Source organism: Herbaspirillum sp. VT-16-41 (genome assembly GCF_001994935.1).
In the GTDB taxonomy this organism is placed as follows: Bacteria; Pseudomonadota; Gammaproteobacteria; order Burkholderiales; family Burkholderiaceae_D; genus Herbaspirillum; species Herbaspirillum frisingense.
Genome location: NZ_MUXB01000099.1, coordinates 235,078 through 249,818, shown reverse-complemented (window position 1 = coordinate 249,818; position 14,741 = coordinate 235,078). Strand labels below are relative to the sequence as shown.

Annotated in this window: 15 protein-coding genes; 1 reads left to right on the top strand and 14 read right to left on the bottom strand. The window is 65.1% G+C overall.

Translation table 11 applies throughout. The features are described 5' to 3' along the window. The first annotated feature begins 62 nt into the window (after positions 1-62). On the top strand, positions 63-950 hold the full coding sequence (locus BTM36_RS09605) for a DMT family transporter (RefSeq protein ID WP_077236073.1): 888 nt from the start codon (positions 63-65) through the stop codon (positions 948-950). Here the strand turns inward: BTM36_RS09605 and BTM36_RS09600 are convergent, their stop codons facing one another. From BTM36_RS09600 to BTM36_RS09535, 14 genes are all read right to left on the bottom strand, one after another. Then, entirely contained in the window at positions 951-2,069 is a 1,119-nt protein-coding gene (locus BTM36_RS09600; protein ID WP_077236072.1) for a sensor domain-containing diguanylate cyclase, read from the bottom strand. A 189-nt stretch (positions 2,070-2,258) separates the two neighbouring features. Beyond that, a complete protein-coding gene (locus tag BTM36_RS09595) occupies positions 2,259-3,191 on the bottom strand; it encodes an SAM-dependent methyltransferase (protein ID WP_077236071.1) in 933 nt (310 codons plus the stop codon). A 231-nt stretch (positions 3,192-3,422) separates the two neighbouring features. After that, positions 3,423-4,211, bottom strand: coding sequence for an enoyl-CoA hydratase-related protein (locus BTM36_RS09590; RefSeq protein ID WP_077236070.1), 789 nt, complete (start codon positions 4,209-4,211; stop codon positions 3,423-3,425). Further along, complete coding sequence (gene pcaF / locus BTM36_RS09585) at positions 4,211-5,422, bottom strand: 3-oxoadipyl-CoA thiolase (protein ID WP_305778102.1); 1,212 nt, start codon at positions 5,420-5,422, stop codon at positions 4,211-4,213. The genes BTM36_RS09590 and pcaF overlap by 1 nt, the downstream gene beginning before the upstream one ends. Positions 5,423-5,453: 31 nt before the next feature. Then, complete coding sequence (gene paaK / locus BTM36_RS09580) at positions 5,454-6,815, bottom strand: phenylacetate--CoA ligase PaaK (RefSeq protein ID WP_077236068.1); 1,362 nt, start codon at positions 6,813-6,815, stop codon at positions 5,454-5,456. Positions 6,816-6,899: 84 nt separating this feature from the next. Further along, complete coding sequence (paaI, locus tag BTM36_RS09575; protein WP_077236067.1) at positions 6,900-7,382, bottom strand: hydroxyphenylacetyl-CoA thioesterase PaaI; 483 nt, start codon at positions 7,380-7,382, stop codon at positions 6,900-6,902. Next, positions 7,375-8,883, bottom strand: coding sequence for a 3-hydroxyacyl-CoA dehydrogenase (locus BTM36_RS09570; RefSeq protein ID WP_077236066.1), 1,509 nt, complete (start codon positions 8,881-8,883; stop codon positions 7,375-7,377). Before BTM36_RS09570 ends, paaI begins: the two co-directional genes overlap by 8 nt. Positions 8,884-8,980: 97 nt before the next feature. Further along, positions 8,981-9,781, bottom strand: coding sequence for a 2-(1,2-epoxy-1,2-dihydrophenyl)acetyl-CoA isomerase PaaG (paaG, locus tag BTM36_RS09565; protein ID WP_077236065.1), 801 nt, complete (start codon positions 9,779-9,781; stop codon positions 8,981-8,983). A 33-nt stretch (positions 9,782-9,814) separates the two neighbouring features. Further along, complete coding sequence (gene paaE / locus BTM36_RS09560; protein WP_077236064.1) at positions 9,815-10,885, bottom strand: 1,2-phenylacetyl-CoA epoxidase subunit PaaE; 1,071 nt, start codon at positions 10,883-10,885, stop codon at positions 9,815-9,817. Positions 10,886-10,942: 57 nt separating this feature from the next. Next, complete coding sequence (paaD, locus tag BTM36_RS09555) at positions 10,943-11,512, bottom strand: 1,2-phenylacetyl-CoA epoxidase subunit PaaD (RefSeq protein ID WP_272901286.1); 570 nt, start codon at positions 11,510-11,512, stop codon at positions 10,943-10,945. Beyond that, on the bottom strand, positions 11,509-12,261 hold the full coding sequence (gene paaC / locus BTM36_RS09550) for a 1,2-phenylacetyl-CoA epoxidase subunit PaaC (protein ID WP_077236063.1): 753 nt from the start codon (positions 12,259-12,261) through the stop codon (positions 11,509-11,511). The genes paaD and paaC overlap by 4 nt, the downstream gene beginning before the upstream one ends. A 13-nt stretch (positions 12,262-12,274) precedes the next feature. Next, a complete protein-coding gene (gene paaB / locus BTM36_RS09545; RefSeq protein ID WP_006461548.1) occupies positions 12,275-12,559 on the bottom strand; it encodes a 1,2-phenylacetyl-CoA epoxidase subunit PaaB in 285 nt (94 codons plus the stop codon). Between the two features lie 94 nt (positions 12,560-12,653). Further along, complete coding sequence (gene paaA, locus BTM36_RS09540) at positions 12,654-13,640, bottom strand: 1,2-phenylacetyl-CoA epoxidase subunit PaaA (RefSeq protein ID WP_077236062.1); 987 nt, start codon at positions 13,638-13,640, stop codon at positions 12,654-12,656. 156 nt (positions 13,641-13,796) lie between these two features. Beyond that, positions 13,797-14,399, bottom strand: a complete 603-nt coding sequence (locus BTM36_RS09535) for a phenylacetic acid degradation protein PaaY (RefSeq protein WP_077236061.1) — start codon at positions 14,397-14,399, stop codon at positions 13,797-13,799. Positions 14,400-14,741 lie beyond the last annotated feature (342 nt).

The following is a 14,741-nucleotide window of genomic DNA, read 5'->3' as shown; positions in this document are numbered from 1 at the left end:
CTTCTGCCAGCCTCAGATTCATCCGCCCGGTATTCATCGACCCGGCTTCATCCTGCTACAACATGCATTCACTGCAAAAATCCGCCGTCGCCGCGCTGCTGCTCAATTCCACCCTCTGGGGCTTGTCCTGGACCGGCACGCGCGCGCTGGAAGGCATGGGTCTGCATCCGGTGTGGGCCACGGCCGCCATCTTCAGCGCCTGCGCACTGCTGCTGGTGCTGCTGCGCTGGCGTGAGCTGCCTCAACTGTGGCGCCACCCGACGCTGTGGTGCGTGGGCCTGGCCACGGGCCTGACCAACTGTTCCTTCAACGTTGCAGTGGCCTATGGCGATGTAGTGCGGGTGATCCTGCTGTTCTACCTGATGCCGATCTGGACCGTGATCCTGGCGCGCCTGGTCCTGCACGAAGCCATCACCTCGCGCTCCCTGGCCCGGGTGGCGCTGGGCCTGGGCGGCGCCTTCATCGTGCTCTATCAGCCGCGCCTGGGTCTGCCGCTGCCGCAGAGCCTGCCGGACTGGATGGCCGTGCTCTCCGGGCTGCTGTTTGCCATCACCAACGTCTTGCTGCGGCGCCTGCACGGACTTTCCGATGGCGCCCGCGCCGTCGCCATGCTGGCCGGTAGCGGTGCATTGGCGGGTCTGTTGGGTGTGGGGTTGTCCCTGGCCGGCATGATCGCCTGGCCGCTGCACGTGCCGGTGGCGGCGTGGCCGGTGGTCGGGCTGTGGGCAGTGCTGTTCCTGGTATCGAACCTGTGTCTGCAATATGGGGTGGCGCGCCTGCCGGCCAACATCACGGCCGTGATCATGCTGGCCGAAATCCTGGTGGCCAGCAGTTCGGCCTGGGTGCTGGGCGCGGCCGGCCTGCGTGCGCAGGACATCGTGGGCGGTATCCTTATTCTGGCCGCACCCTGGATCGTGCGCGACCGTCGGCCTGCCGTGCAGCCGGCCTGATCAGTCCGCCGGCGCCAGCATCACGCGGTTGCGGCCGGCTTCCTTGGCCTGGTACAGCGCCTGGTCGGCCGCCTTGAGCATGGACTGCTTGACCTCGCCCGCCGGCCGGCTGCGGTCCGGCGGCGACAGCGAGGCCGCGCCGATGGAGGCACTGATCTTCAAAGGATCGCGCGAGCCCTCGATCATCACACCCCGGCTGCAGATGCCGGCACGGATACGCTCGGCGATGCGGGCTGCATCGTCCCGGGTGGCGTGCGTGAGCAGCACCACGAATTCCTCGCCGCCGAAGCGCCCCAGCGCATCCGACAGGCGCAGCTCCTTCTTGATCCGCGCCGCTACCTCTCGCAACACATCATCCCCGCTCTGGTGACCGAATTGGTCGTTGACCCGCTTGAAATGGTCGATGTCGATGAACAGGCAGGACAGGGCCGAGCGGTCGCGCTGGCTGCGCGCCACTTCTTCCTGCATGCGCTGCTCGATGTAGCGGCGGTTGTTCACGCCGGTCAGCGGATCGGTCAGGCCGATGTGCTTCAGGCGTTCATTGTTGATGACGTTTTCCAGGCAGACCGCGGCGATGGTGGCCAGCCGTTCGATGAAATCGGTGGCCAGCGAACGGGTGAATCGCTCGCTGTAGGCGCTGCCCAGCGACAGGTAGCCCAGCAGCCGGTGCTGGCGCACCAGCGGTAGCACCGCCACGCTGACCGGCTGGTAGTGCGGGAACAAGGGGCCATGCAGCGCCGGCACGTATTCGCCCAGGCGCGGCTTGTCCTCGGGCAGGGCATGCTGGTCGTCGATGAAGGCCAGCGGACGCGTCAGGAACAGCAGCTTGGGGAATTCGTTCACGCCGATCTGCAGGTCGCGCAGGATGCGCTGGATCGCGTAATCGCCGTCGATCAACGACAGGGTCACCGTCTCCAGGCTGAACACCCCCGGCATCACGGTCAGCATCACATCGATCAGTTCGCGGAATTCGCTGGCGCCGATCAGCTTGAGGTCGAACGCCTGATGACGCTCGATGATGGACTGGTTGATGTGCGCCTGCTGCAGCAGGTCCTGCAGTTCAGCCCGCAGTTGTTCGTTGTCGGCAATCAGTGATTCCATAGCGATGGTCGATCTCATGTGCTCATCTGCATTTTCCGGCACCCGGCCGGCCCCTTGCCCCGACCGGTCGCCCGGCCTCCCAGCGGCCGGTTGCGCTTGTGGCGGCCGGCCTTGCTCTCATGCAATATATCGACAGCATCGGCGCCGGCTTGATGCTGCCGCGCCTGATTTTTTACCAGCAAGAAACGTTCCTGTCCCGCTGCCTGCTCAGGCCGCCTGCGGCGCGAAGAAGCGCGTCCCCATCTCTTCCAGGCCCAGCGTGCGCAACACCTCCTGCAGGTGCTCGGCCGGACGGCGGCGCGGCAGGTCGCGGTATTGGGCGATGATCAATTCATTCTTCATCGAATGTTCCCAGCCCACCAGTTCGGTCACGCTGACCTTGTAGCCATGCGCTTCCAGCTGCAGGCAGCGCAGCACATTGGTGACCTGGCTGCCGAATTCGCGGGTATGCAGCGGATGGCGCCAGATTTCGGTCAGCGAATTGGCCAGCGACTTGCCCTTGTTGCGGTTCAGGACCGAGGCCACCTCGGCCTGGCAGCACGGCACCAGGACGATGAATTTCGCCTGTTTGGCCAGCGCGAAATGGATGGCGTCGTCGGTGGCGGTGTCGCAGGCATGCAGGGCGGTCACCACGTCGATGCGCTCCGGCAGGCTGGGTGAGCTGATCGAATCGGCCACCGACAGGTTGAGGAAGGACATGCCGCCAAAACCCAGGCGCGCCGCCAGTTCCTCGGACTTGCGTACCAGTTCTTCGCGGGTCTCGATGCCATAGATGCGCGGCGCACCGGCCAGCGCCTTGAAGAACAGGTCGTACAGGATGAAACCGAGGTAGGACTTGCCCGCGCCATGGTCCACCAGGCTCACGTCCGGATGGTTGGCCAGCACTTCCTGCAGCAGCGGTTCGATGAACTGGTAGAGGTGATAGACCTGCTTGAGCTTGCGGCGGCTGTCCTGGTTCAGCTTGCCGTCGCGGGTCAGGATGTGCAGTTCCTTGAGCAGTTCGATGGACTGGCCGGGACGGATCTCATGCGCCTGCGGCGCAGTGTCGGCATGGCCGGTGGCATTGGCTGCACCGGCGGCGTCGGCGGGTTTGCCACGGCGCTTGTCGCGGCCGGGGGCGCTGGGGGCTTGCTTGCTCATGGTGCTGCACTGGCGAAGAGCCGGCGCGGAGCCGGCGGGTTGGAATCGGGGGCGGGACGGGTGGCGCGCGTGCGGGTACAAGTGCAAGTCCAACAAGTGCGCAGCCAGGGCCTGCCGTGGCCGGGCATTTTACCCGATCCCGATGTCAAGCTCGTGAAGTGTCGTCGCCGCGCCAGGCCTGTTGCCAGGCTGCAAACATCCGCGCCAAGGGTCTGCCGACTGGCGGTGAATTCAGCGGCCGCTGAACACCGCTGCGCGTTTCTGCTGGAAGGCCGCGATGCCCTCCTGGCGATCGGCACTGGCCGCCATCAGGGAAAAGGACTTGCGCTCCAACAGCAGCCCGGCCTCCAGCCCCAGTTCGAAGGATTGCAGCATGGCCTCCTTGGCCAGGCGCACCGCCAGCGGCGATTTCTGCGCAATGGTGGTGGCCAGCGCTAGGGTGCGGCCCAGGGTGTCGGCATCGTCCACCACCTCGGCCACCAGGCCGGCGCTCAGGGCGTCCTCGGCCGCGATGAATTCGCCCGACAGCACCATCTTCATCGCCAGCGGCTTGCCCACCGTGCGGATCAGGCGCTGCGTGCCACCGGCGCCGGGCAGGGTGCCGACATTGATTTCCGGCTGGCCGATGCGGGCGCCGCGCCCGGCGATGGCGATGTCGGCATGCATCAGCAGTTCACAGCCGGCCCCCAGCGCATAGCCGTTCACCGCCGCCAGCAGCGGTTTGGGGAAACGGGCGAGGGCGCGCCAGTACTGGACACGCACATCAAGCTGGGTGGCGATGGCGTCCTTCTGGATCATTTCGTTGAGATCGGCGCCGGCAGCGAAGGCCTGCTCGTTGCCACTGATCACCACGGCCCGCACGCTGTCGTCGCTCTCTGCGCGCGCCAGTTCGCCGGCGATTTCCCGCAGGCTCTGGTTGCGCAGGGCATTGCGCAGCGCCGGCCTGTTCAGGCGCAGATGCAGCACGTGCGGCCCATGCCGCGCCACCAGGATGTCTTCCGGTTCTGGCTGCGCCGACATCAGGCCACCCTCTCGATCACCAGCGCGATCCCTTGCCCCACGCCGATGCACATGGTGCAGAGCGCATAGCGGCCGCCGCTGCGTTCCAGCTGGTTGATGGCCGTGGTCACCAGACGTGCACCCGAAGCTCCCAGCGGATGGCCGATGGCGATGGCGCCGCCATTCGGGTTGACGTGGGCGGCATCGTCCGGCAGGCCGAGCGCACGCATCACCGCCAGCCCCTGTGCGGCAAAGGCTTCGTTGAGTTCGATCACGTCCATCTGCGCCAGCGTCAGGCCCACTTGCGCCAGCACCTTGCGCACCGCCGGTGCCGGGCCGAAGCCCATGATCCGTGGTGCCACCCCGGCACTGGCCATGCCCAGCACGCGGGCGCGTGGCCGCATGCGGTAGCGGTCGACCGCCTTGGCCGAGGCCAGCAGCAGCGCGCAGGCACCGTCGTTGACGCCGGACGCATTGCCGGCGGTGACCGTGCCGTCGGGCCGCACCACGCCCTTGAGCCGCGACAGCGTCGCCAGCGTGGTCTCGGGGCGCGGATGTTCGTCGCTGGCCACGAGCAGCGGATCGCCCTTCTTCTGCGGGATCGCCAGCGGCGCGATCTCTCCCGCGAAGAAGCCGGCCGCCTGCGCCGCAGTCCAGCGTTGCTGGCTGCGCAGGGCGAAGGCGTCCTGGTCGGCGCGGGCGATGCCGAATTCCTCGGCCACGTTCTCGGCCGTGTCCGGCATGGAGTCGATACCGTGCAGTGCCTGCATCAGCGGATTGACGAAACGCCAGCCGATGGTGGTGTCGAAGATTGCCGCGCTACGCGAGAAGGCAGTGTCGGCCTTGCCCATCACGAAAGGGGCGCGCGTCATGCTCTCCACGCCACCGGCGATCATCAACTGCACCTCGCCGGAGCGGATGGCGCGCGCCGCCATGCCCACCGCATCCAGGCTGGAGCCGCACAGGCGGTTGATGGTGGTACCCGGTACCTCCAGTGGCAGGCCCGCCAGCAGCCCCGCCATGCGGGCCACGTTGCGGTTGTCCTCGCCAGCCTGGTTGGCGCAACCGTAGAGGATGTCGTCGACCTGGCTCCAGTCCACGCCGGGGTTGCGCGCCATCAGGCTGCGTATCGGTGCGGCTGCCAGGTCGTCGGCGCGCACCGCGCCCAATGCGCCGCCGTAGCGGCCGAAGGGTGTGCGAATGGCGTCACAGATGAATGCGTCCATGTATATTCTCGTCGCTTGTGTCGTGAAGTTGCGGGGTTCAGGCCGGCACGGCCGGGGAAGAGGTGGCAGCCTCCAAGGCGGGCGTGCCCTCGTTCTTCCTGCGGTTGTCGATCACGCGCCGGGCCTTGCCCACGGAGGAGCGTTCGATCATCCCCGCCGGCACCACGGTGACCTTGGTGGAGATGCCCACATAGGTCTTGATGCTGTGCTGCAGCTCCTTCTCCAGTGCCTCCACATGTTCGATGGAGGCATCCTCGCGCAGTTCGGCGAAGACGCACATGCTGTCCATGTGACCATGGCGCTCGATCTGCAACTGGTATTGCGGCGCCAGTTGCGGCAACTTCAGGATCAGCTCCTCGATCTGGGTCGGGAACACATTCACCCCGCGGATGATGAGCATGTCATCCGAGCGCCCGGTGATCTTGCCGATGCGGCGCATCGAGCGCGAGGTCGGCGGCAGCAGCCGTGTCAGGTCACGGGTGCGATAGCGGATCATGGGCAGTGCCTCCTTCGACAGCGAGGTAAAGACCAGTTCGCCCTCCTCGCCATCGGGCAGCACTTCGCCGGTATCGGGATCGATGATTTCCGGATAGAAGTGGTCTTCCCAGATCACCGGGCCATCCTTGCTCTCGATGCATTCGCTGGCCACGCCCGGCCCCATCACCTCCGACAGGCCATAGATGTCCACTGCATCGATGCCGGCGCGTTGCTGGATTTCACCGCGCATGGCATCGGTCCAGGGCTCGGCACCGAAGATGCCGACCCGCAGCGAACTGGCCGCCGGGTCCAGACCCTGGCGCTGGAATTCCTCGATCACGTTGAGCATGTAGGAGGGCGTGACCATGATGATGCTGGGCTTGAAGTCGCGGATCAGCTGCACCTGCTTCTCGGTCTGTCCACCCGACATGGGGATGACGGTGCAGCCCAGTTTTTCCGCACCGTAGTGGGCACCCAGGCCGCCCGTGAACAAGCCGTAGCCATAGGAAATCTGCACGATGTCGCCACGCCGGCCGCCGGCTGCCCGGATCGAACGCGCCACCACGGTGGCCCAGGTATCGATGTCGTTGCGCGTATAGCCGACCACCGTGGGCTTGCCGGTGGTACCGCTGGAAGCATGCACCCGCACCACCTGCTCGCGGGGTACCGCGAACAGGCCGAAGGGATAGTGGTCGCGCAAGTCCTTCTTGCTGGTGAAGGGGAAACGGGCCAGGTCCGCCAGGCTCTTCAGGTCGTCCGGATGCACGCCGGCCTGGTCGAAGGCGTGGCGATAGTGCGGCACATTGTCGTAGGCATGCCGGAGCGACCACTTCAAACGCTGCAGTTGCAGTGCCTGCAGTTCGTCGCGGCTGGCGGTCTCGATGGCGTCCAGCTCGCCGGGTTGGGGATTGCGGGTGGTCATGCTCGTCTCCAGTCTCGTTGTCGTTGTTCGGGATCTCTGGTTCTGGTGGTGCGGTGGTGCGGCCGTAGGTGCGACCGGGTGGGGTCAAGGCGCGGTGTGCAGGCCGGCGATCACCTCTCCCTTGATGCGATAGGACTTGCCCCGGAACAGCGCGATCAACTTGCCGTCCTGGTTGTTCACGGTGATGTCGTAGACACCGGTGCGCCCGCTCAGCGAGCGTTCCTGCGCCTCGGCGGTCAGCACATCGTTGCGCAGGGCCGGCGCCACGTACTCGATGCTGCACCCCGATGCCACGGTGTTGAGGTTACGGCTGTTGCAGGCAAACGCAAAGCAGCTGTCGGCCAGTGCAAAGATGAAGCCGCCATGGCAGGTGGCATGGCCGTTGAGCATGTCGCTGCGCACCAGCATGCTCATGCGTGCGTGGCCCGGCGCGATGGCCAGGATCTTCATGCCCAGTCCCTGGGAAGCGTTGTCACGCGGGTACATGGCCTGGACCGTGGCCTCGGCCAGGGTTTGCGGGTCCGGCCCGGTGTCCGGGGTGCAGGTGGAAAGTGCGGTCTCATTCATGGAATTTCCTCTTTGCGGCTTGCAGGCGTTGCAGCAGCGGCGAGACGCGGTAGCGGTCCTCGCCATAGGTGGCGCTGAGCCGTTGCAGCACCTTGACCACGTTATCCACACCGATTGCATTGGCCCATTCCAGCGGTCCTCGCGGATAGTTCAAGCCCTTCTGCATGGCCATGTCGGCGTCGGCGGCGCTGCACACGCCCTGGTTGACGGCATCGGCGGCTTCGTTGATCAGCATGCAGACGGTGCGCATGACGATCATCCCCGGCACATCGTCCATCGGCGAGAGTGCGAAGCTGCAGGCCTGCAATACCCCGGCCACGGCCTGATAGGCGCGCGGGCTGCACTGGTCGGACCGGGTCACTGCCAGCCGGCTGGTGGTGGCATAGTCCAGCGCCAGGTCCACCAGCACCACGTCGGGCATGTCGTAGTCGTAGGATTGCTGGGTGGCGGTGCGCCCTTCGGTGACGTACAGCCGACCGGGGCCAGCCTTCAGGAGCAGGTTGTCGGCACGTGCCCCATGGTATTCAACATGGCCCTTCTTGTAGCGCTTCCGGATGACTTCCACCAGCGGATGGGAGCCGAAGATCTGCAGTGCCACCGGGGGCGTGCTGCAGGGCAGCTCGTCCTCGATCGGAGGCGGTACGTGCTCCGGACCGTGATGATAGAAACCGCGCCCGGTCTTGCGGCCGAGGTGGCCGGCGTGTACCAGTTCCTGCTGGATCAGCGACGGCGTGAAGCGCGGATCATTGAAGCAGGCCTGGAACACCGATTGGGTGACCGCGAAATTGATATCGTGGCCGATCAGGTCCATCAGCTCGAACGGCCCCATGCGAAAACCACCGGATTCGCGCATCACGGCATCGAGAGTGGCCGGCTGGGATGCCCGCTCATTGAGTACCCGCAGGCCTTCGGCGTAATACGGACGGGCCAGGCGATTGACGATGAAGCCGGGCGTGGAACTGGCAAACACCGGCGTTTTGCCCCAGGCGAGGGCGGTGTCGTGCACGCATTGCACCACGGCGGCGTCGCTGGCCAGGCCGCGGATGACTTCCACCAGCTCCATCTGCGGCACCGGGTTGAAGAAATGCATGCCGACCAGGCGCTGCGGGTGGCGCAGCGAGGCAGCGATGCGCGTGATCGAGATCGACGAGGTATTGCTGGCCAGGATGCATTCCGGGCTGACGATGTCTTCCAGCTTGCCGAACAGTTCCTGCTTGGCCGGCAACTGCTCGACGATGGCTTCGATCACCAGTCCGGCACAGGCCAGCTCCTGCAATGAAGTGGCCGGCGCCAGGCAGTCGTTGGCCTTCTCGGCCTGCTCCCTGGTGATCTTTCCCCGGCTGGCCATGCGGTCCAGGCCGAGGCGGATGCTGGCGATGGCACGGGCGCAAGCGCCTTCGCCGCTGTCGTAGATCAGTACGGGGTGCCCGGCGGTGGCCGCGACCTGGGCGATGCCGGCGCCCATGGTGCCGCCGCCGACCACGGCGATGGTGGTGTCCACCGGTAGCGCCCGCGCTCCCGGTGACGGTTGCGACTGGGGTACCAATCTCGACCGTTGCGTGACGCGTAGATATTTCGGTGTGCGTTCTGCCTCCATCTCACTGCCCCATAAAGTGTGGCGCACGCTTTTCCTGGAAGGCGGCCACGCCCTCCCGGTAATCACGGCTATGGCCGAGGGTGCGCATGGTGTCGCGCTCCAGGTCCAGTTGCTGTTCCAGCGTGTGCGCCGGGCTGCGGTACAGGGTGGCCTTGGTCGCGGCCAGACCCAGGGTAGGCGCGCTGGCGAAATGGCGCGCCATGGCGCGGGCCTGTTCCATCAGCTGTGCATCGTCCACGCATTTCCAGATCAGCCCCCATTGCTCGGCCTGCTCGGCGCTGATCTTCTCGCCCAGCAGCGCCATGCCCATGGCGCGCGCGGTGCCGACCAGGCGCGGCAGGAAATAGGTGCCGCCGGTATCGGGGATGAGCCCCAGCTTGCAGAACACTTCGACGAAACTGGCCGAGCGCGCCGCGATCACGATATCGCAGGCCAGCGGCAGGTTGGCGCCGGCCCCCGCGGCTACGCCATTGACGGCGCAGATCACCGGAAAGCGCAGGGCGCGCAGCGATTTCACCAGCGGGGCGTAGTACTGATCGATGGAGTGGCCCAGGTCGACGTCTGCGCTGCCTTCGTCACCGGGCTTGACGGCGCGGTCGCCCAGGTCCTGGCCGGCGCAGAAACCGCGTCCGGCGCCGGTCAGCAGCAGCACGCGCACCTCGGGATCGGCTTTCAGCTTGTCGATGGCCTCGCGCAGTTCCAGATGCATCGCCACCGTGAAGCTGTTGAGCTTGTCGGGACGATTGAGGGTGATGACGGCAACGCCGTCCTGTTTCTCGAAGAGGATGGTTTGATAGCTCATGGCATGGAGGGAGGAGGAATCAGTGGGCCCGGATCAGTTGTCCTGGTCGAAGTCCAGCAACAACTTGTCGGTGACCGGGAAGGACTGGCAGCTCAGGACGAAGCCACGGGCGATCTCGTAGTCTTCCAGCGCGTAGTTGGCGTCCATGTCGACATTGCCTTCGACCACCTTGCAGCGGCAGGTGGCGCACACGCCGCCCTTGCAGGAGTGGCGCAGGTCGATGCCGCTCTTGAGGCCCGCTTCCAGCACCGACTCCTTTTCCTTGTCCATGGTGAAGACATTGTGGGTGCCGTCCACGATCACCGTCACCTCGCACTGGCTGCTGCCGATCACCGGACGCGCAGCGTGGTTGCGCGCCGGCACGCTGGCGGCGAACAGTTCGGTCTTGATCTGCGACTTTGGCAGGCCGTGCGCCTGCAGCGATTCGCCGATGGCGTCCACCATCTGCTGCGGGCCACACAGGAAGGCGGCGTCGATATCGTCCAGCCTGATCCAGGACGCCAGGAAGGCATCGCACTTGGCGCGATCGATGCGGCCATTGAACAATTCCACATCCTGCTGCTCGCGGCTCATCACGTAGACCACGTTCAGGCGGTCCAGGTAGCTGTCCTTGAGATCGCTCAGTTCGTCCTTGAAGATCACCGAGGACGACGCCCGGTTGGCATAGACCAGCGTGAACCGGCTGCGCGGCTCGGTCAGCAGGGTGGTCTTGATGATGGACATCATCGGCGTGATGCCGCTGCCGGCGGCAAAGGCCAGGTAGTGCCTGCGGTTGGCCGCATCCAGCGGCACATTGAACTGCCCCATGGGCGGCATGACCTCGATCTGCTGGCCGGCCTGCAGGTGGTCATTGGCCCAATTGGAAAACAGCCCGCCCGGTGCACGCTTGATGGCCACCCGCAGGCGCCTTTCCTGCACGGCCGAACAGATCGAGTAGGAGCGGCGCAGTTCCTCGCCATTGACCTGCGAGCGCAGCGTCAGGTGCTGGCCCGGCAGGTAGGAAAAGCTGTCCTGCAATTCGCCGGGAACGGCGAAGGAGACCACGATGGTGTCGCGCGTATCCTGCTTCACGCTGTCGATGGTCAGTGGATAGAATTTGCTCATGTTGTTGTGCCTTCTGTCATGTTCTGGGTGAGACCGGGTGCCACGCTGCGGTCCGGTTCAGTGGGCCTTGAAATAGTCGAATGGCTCGCGGCAGTCCTTGCACTGGTACAGCGCCTTGCACGAGGTCGAACCGAACTGGCTCACGCACACGGTCTGCGTCGATCCGCAGTGCGGGCAGGGCACTTTCGGCGCGGCATGACGCTGCGGGCTGATACCGCCGATGTCGATCACCTGCTGTGCCGGCGGGGCAATGCCGTAGTGGTTCAGGTTGCGGCGGCCTTTCTCGCTCATCCAGTCGGTGTTCCACGCTGGCGCCAGCTGGGTGCGCACACTGACCTGGGCGACACCATGTTGTTGCAGCGTGCTCACGATGTCTGCCGCGATCACGCCCATGGCCGGGCAGCCGGAGTAGGTGGGCGTGATCACCACCGTGCAGTGCATCTGCTGCGCCGGGTCGTGCTGCAATTGCACCGCACGCACGATGCCCAGGTCGACCACCGAGATCGCCGGGATCTCGGGATCGGCGATCTGGTCCAGCCAGTGCCAGATCTGCGCTTGCAGCGCCTCCAGGTCGCTCTCCGCCTGCGCGGGAAGCGGCCTGGCCTGGATTGCCGGGCTCACGCTCACCACGCCGCTCCGGGATAGCTGCGCTGCAGGAACTGCATTTCCGCCAGCAGGTAGCCGAGATGTTCGGTATGCCGGCCCTGCTTGCCACCGCTCTGCATCCACAGTCCGGTCGCCGGGATGCGCAGGGTGGCCAGCTGCAGGACCTCGGTCACATGCTGCTGCCACTTCTGCTGCAGTTCATCCAGGGCAGGCGCCAGGCCCTGCTGCTGCATCGCCGTGTCCAGCGCGTCGGGCGTGAACTGTTCACCGGTGTACATCCACAGGTTGTCGATGGCGACCTGCATGCGGCGGTGGCTTTCCTCGGTGCCATCGCCCAGGCGGATCACCAGGTCCGTGCTCCGGCGCACGTGGTAGGTCACCTCCTTCAAGCACTTCTGGGCGATCTCGACGATGCGGGCATCGTCGGACTGGCACAGGCCCTGCAGCAGGAAGTAGTGCCACACATCGAACAGGAACTGGCGCGCCAGCGTATCGGCATAGCTGCCGTTGGGCAGCTCCACCAGCAGCAGGTTGTGGAACTGGTGGGCGTCGCGCAGGAAGGCCAACTGGTCTTCGCTGCGGCCCTGTCCCTCCAGCTCGCCGGCGTAGCTCAACCACAGGCGGGCCTGGCCGATCAGGTCCAGCGAGACGTTGATCAGGGCCATGTCCTCTTCCAGCGCCGGCCCTTTGCCGCACCATTCGGAGAGGCGTTGCGAGAGCACCAGGACGTTGTCGCCCAGGCGTCGCACGTAATCGGTTTTGCTTGTCATGTCGGGCTCCGGTTCAGAGGTTCTTCAGTTCGGCCGGCATGGGGAAGAAGGTCGGGTGGCGATAGACCTTGCTGTTGGACGGCTCGAACAGCGGCGCCTTGTCACCCGGGCTGGAGGAGACGATATCGGCGGCGCGCACCACCCAGATGCCCACGCCCTCGTTGCGGCGGGTGTAGACATCGCGGGCATTGTTGATGGCCATCTCGCCATCGGGGGCATGCAGGCTGCCGACGTGTTTATGGGCCAGACCGTGCTGGCTGCGGATGAAGACTTCCCAGAGAGGCCATTCCTTGCTCATGATCGATTTCCTTGTTGGCGGGCCGCTCAGGGGGCGGCCACTGGCATTGTTGTGAATTGAAATGAAAGGGATTGAAGATCGGACAACCGGCGGATCAGGCGGCCTTGCGGGTGGCCTGTTTGTCGGCGTGCGCCACCAGGGCATCGCGGAACCAGGCACCGTCCTCGTAGGCCTGCTTGCGGGTGGACAGGCGCTCGCGGTTGCAGGGGCCATTGCCGCGCACGACGTTGTGGAATTCGTCCCAGTCGACCTGGCCGAAGTCGTAGCGGCCGCGTTCTTCGTTCCACTTCAGGTCGGGGTCGGGCACGGTCAGGCCCAGGTATTCGATCTGCGGAATGGTCTGGTCCACCATGCGCTGGCGCAGTTCATCATTGGAGAACAGCTTGATGCGCCACTGCATCGATTGCGCGCTGTGCACCGAGGTCGCGTCGGACGGGCCGAACATCATCAGTGCCGGCCACCACCAGCGGTTCAGCGCATCCTGCGCCATCTGCTTCTGCTCGGGGGTGCCACGACACAGCGCCAGCATGATGTCGTAGCCCTGGCGGGCGTGGAAGGATTCTTCCTTGCACACCCGCACCATGGCGCGCGAGTAGGGACCGAAGGAACAGCGGCACAGCGGAATCTGGTTGATGATGGCCGAGCCATCCACCAGCCAGCCGATGGCGCCCATGTCGGCCCAGTTCAGGGCTGGGTAGTTGAAGATGCTGGAATACTTGGCACGACCGGCGTGCAATTCGGCCAGCAGGTCTTCGCGGGATACACCTAAGGTCTCGGCGGCGCTGTACAGGTACAGGCCATGGCCGGCCTCGTCCTGGATCTTGGCCAGCAGAATGGCCTTGCGTTGCAGCGTGGGCGCGCGCGTGACCCAGTTGCCCTCGGGCAGCTGGCCGACGATTTCCGAGTGCGCGTGCTGCGAGATCTGGCGTACCAGGGTCTTGCGATACGCCTCCGGCATCCAGTCCTTGGGTTCGATCTTGACGCCCGCATCGATGCGCGCCTGGAACGCCAGTTCTTCCGGCGACATCTCCTCGGCTTTGCGCACCTGGGTCAGGCCGGTGTCTACCATCTGTGCATACATGGTACTTCTCCGTGAAAGGGTTGCACGCTGAGCGACGGGCGAACGAGGTCCTGACCGCATTGGCCCGCTTCAGGTGGGTGAAACTGAAAAGCTAAAAAGCTGAAAAGCTGAAAAAACTGCTGAATCGAAAATCGGTAAAACTGTCCTGTCGCAACGCTACGCGCGCCTGGCGGCGATCAAGGGCTGGACCCGGGGCGCGGCAAGGACCGGCCGGTTCTCCTCGATCTCGCTCAACGGGCTGACCTCGCGCAGACTGCGCAGGCTGCGCCGGGTCAGGTCGTGATACGTGCTGGTGCCGGCTTGCTTCCAGGCGATCTCCTCGGGCGAGAGTTCGCGCACCACCTTGGCCGGCAGGCCTGCCACCAGCGTGCGCGGTGGCACCTGCATCCCGGCCCGCACGAAGGCACAGGCCGCCACGATGGCCTGTTCGCCCACCACTGCCTCATCCATGACGACCGCGTTCATGCCTACCAGCGCATCGCGTTGCACGGTGCAGCTGTGCAGCACCGCGCCGTGGCCGATGTGGCCGTTTTCCCCGACCAGCGTGTCGTGACCGGGAAAACCGTGGATCACGCAGGTGTCCTGCACGTTGGCGCCACGCTGCAGCACGATGCGACCGAAGTCGCCGCGCAGGCAGGCCGCCGGGCCGACATAGCAATCGGCACCGACGATGACGTCGCCGATCAGTACCGCCGTGGGATGCACATAGGCCGTGGGGTCGACCACCGGAATCACATCTTCGATCGCATAGCTGGGCACCGCGTCTCCTTGTGCAGCGGCCCTTGCCGGGCTGCGCCGCCTTGTCGTTGCAGCGAAACTTGCTGGCTTGTGCGCTGCTTTCTTCCCGGCTGAAGGCGGGAAAAAAGCATTTGCCTGTCGCTGTTTTTTAGGGAATAATAATTTCGACCGACCGGTTGGTCAATAATGTTTTTGAAGTTTTTCCTGACCGGTATCGGAAAGTTCGGGATGCACCGATGGTCGGGCAGGGCAGCTGGAGAGGTCGGACGCTGTGCTGGTTGCAGATGTTGCGTAGATGTTTCGTAAGAGTTTTGATTTACGGCACAATCATGACTTTGCGGAAATATCAAAGAGGACGCACTT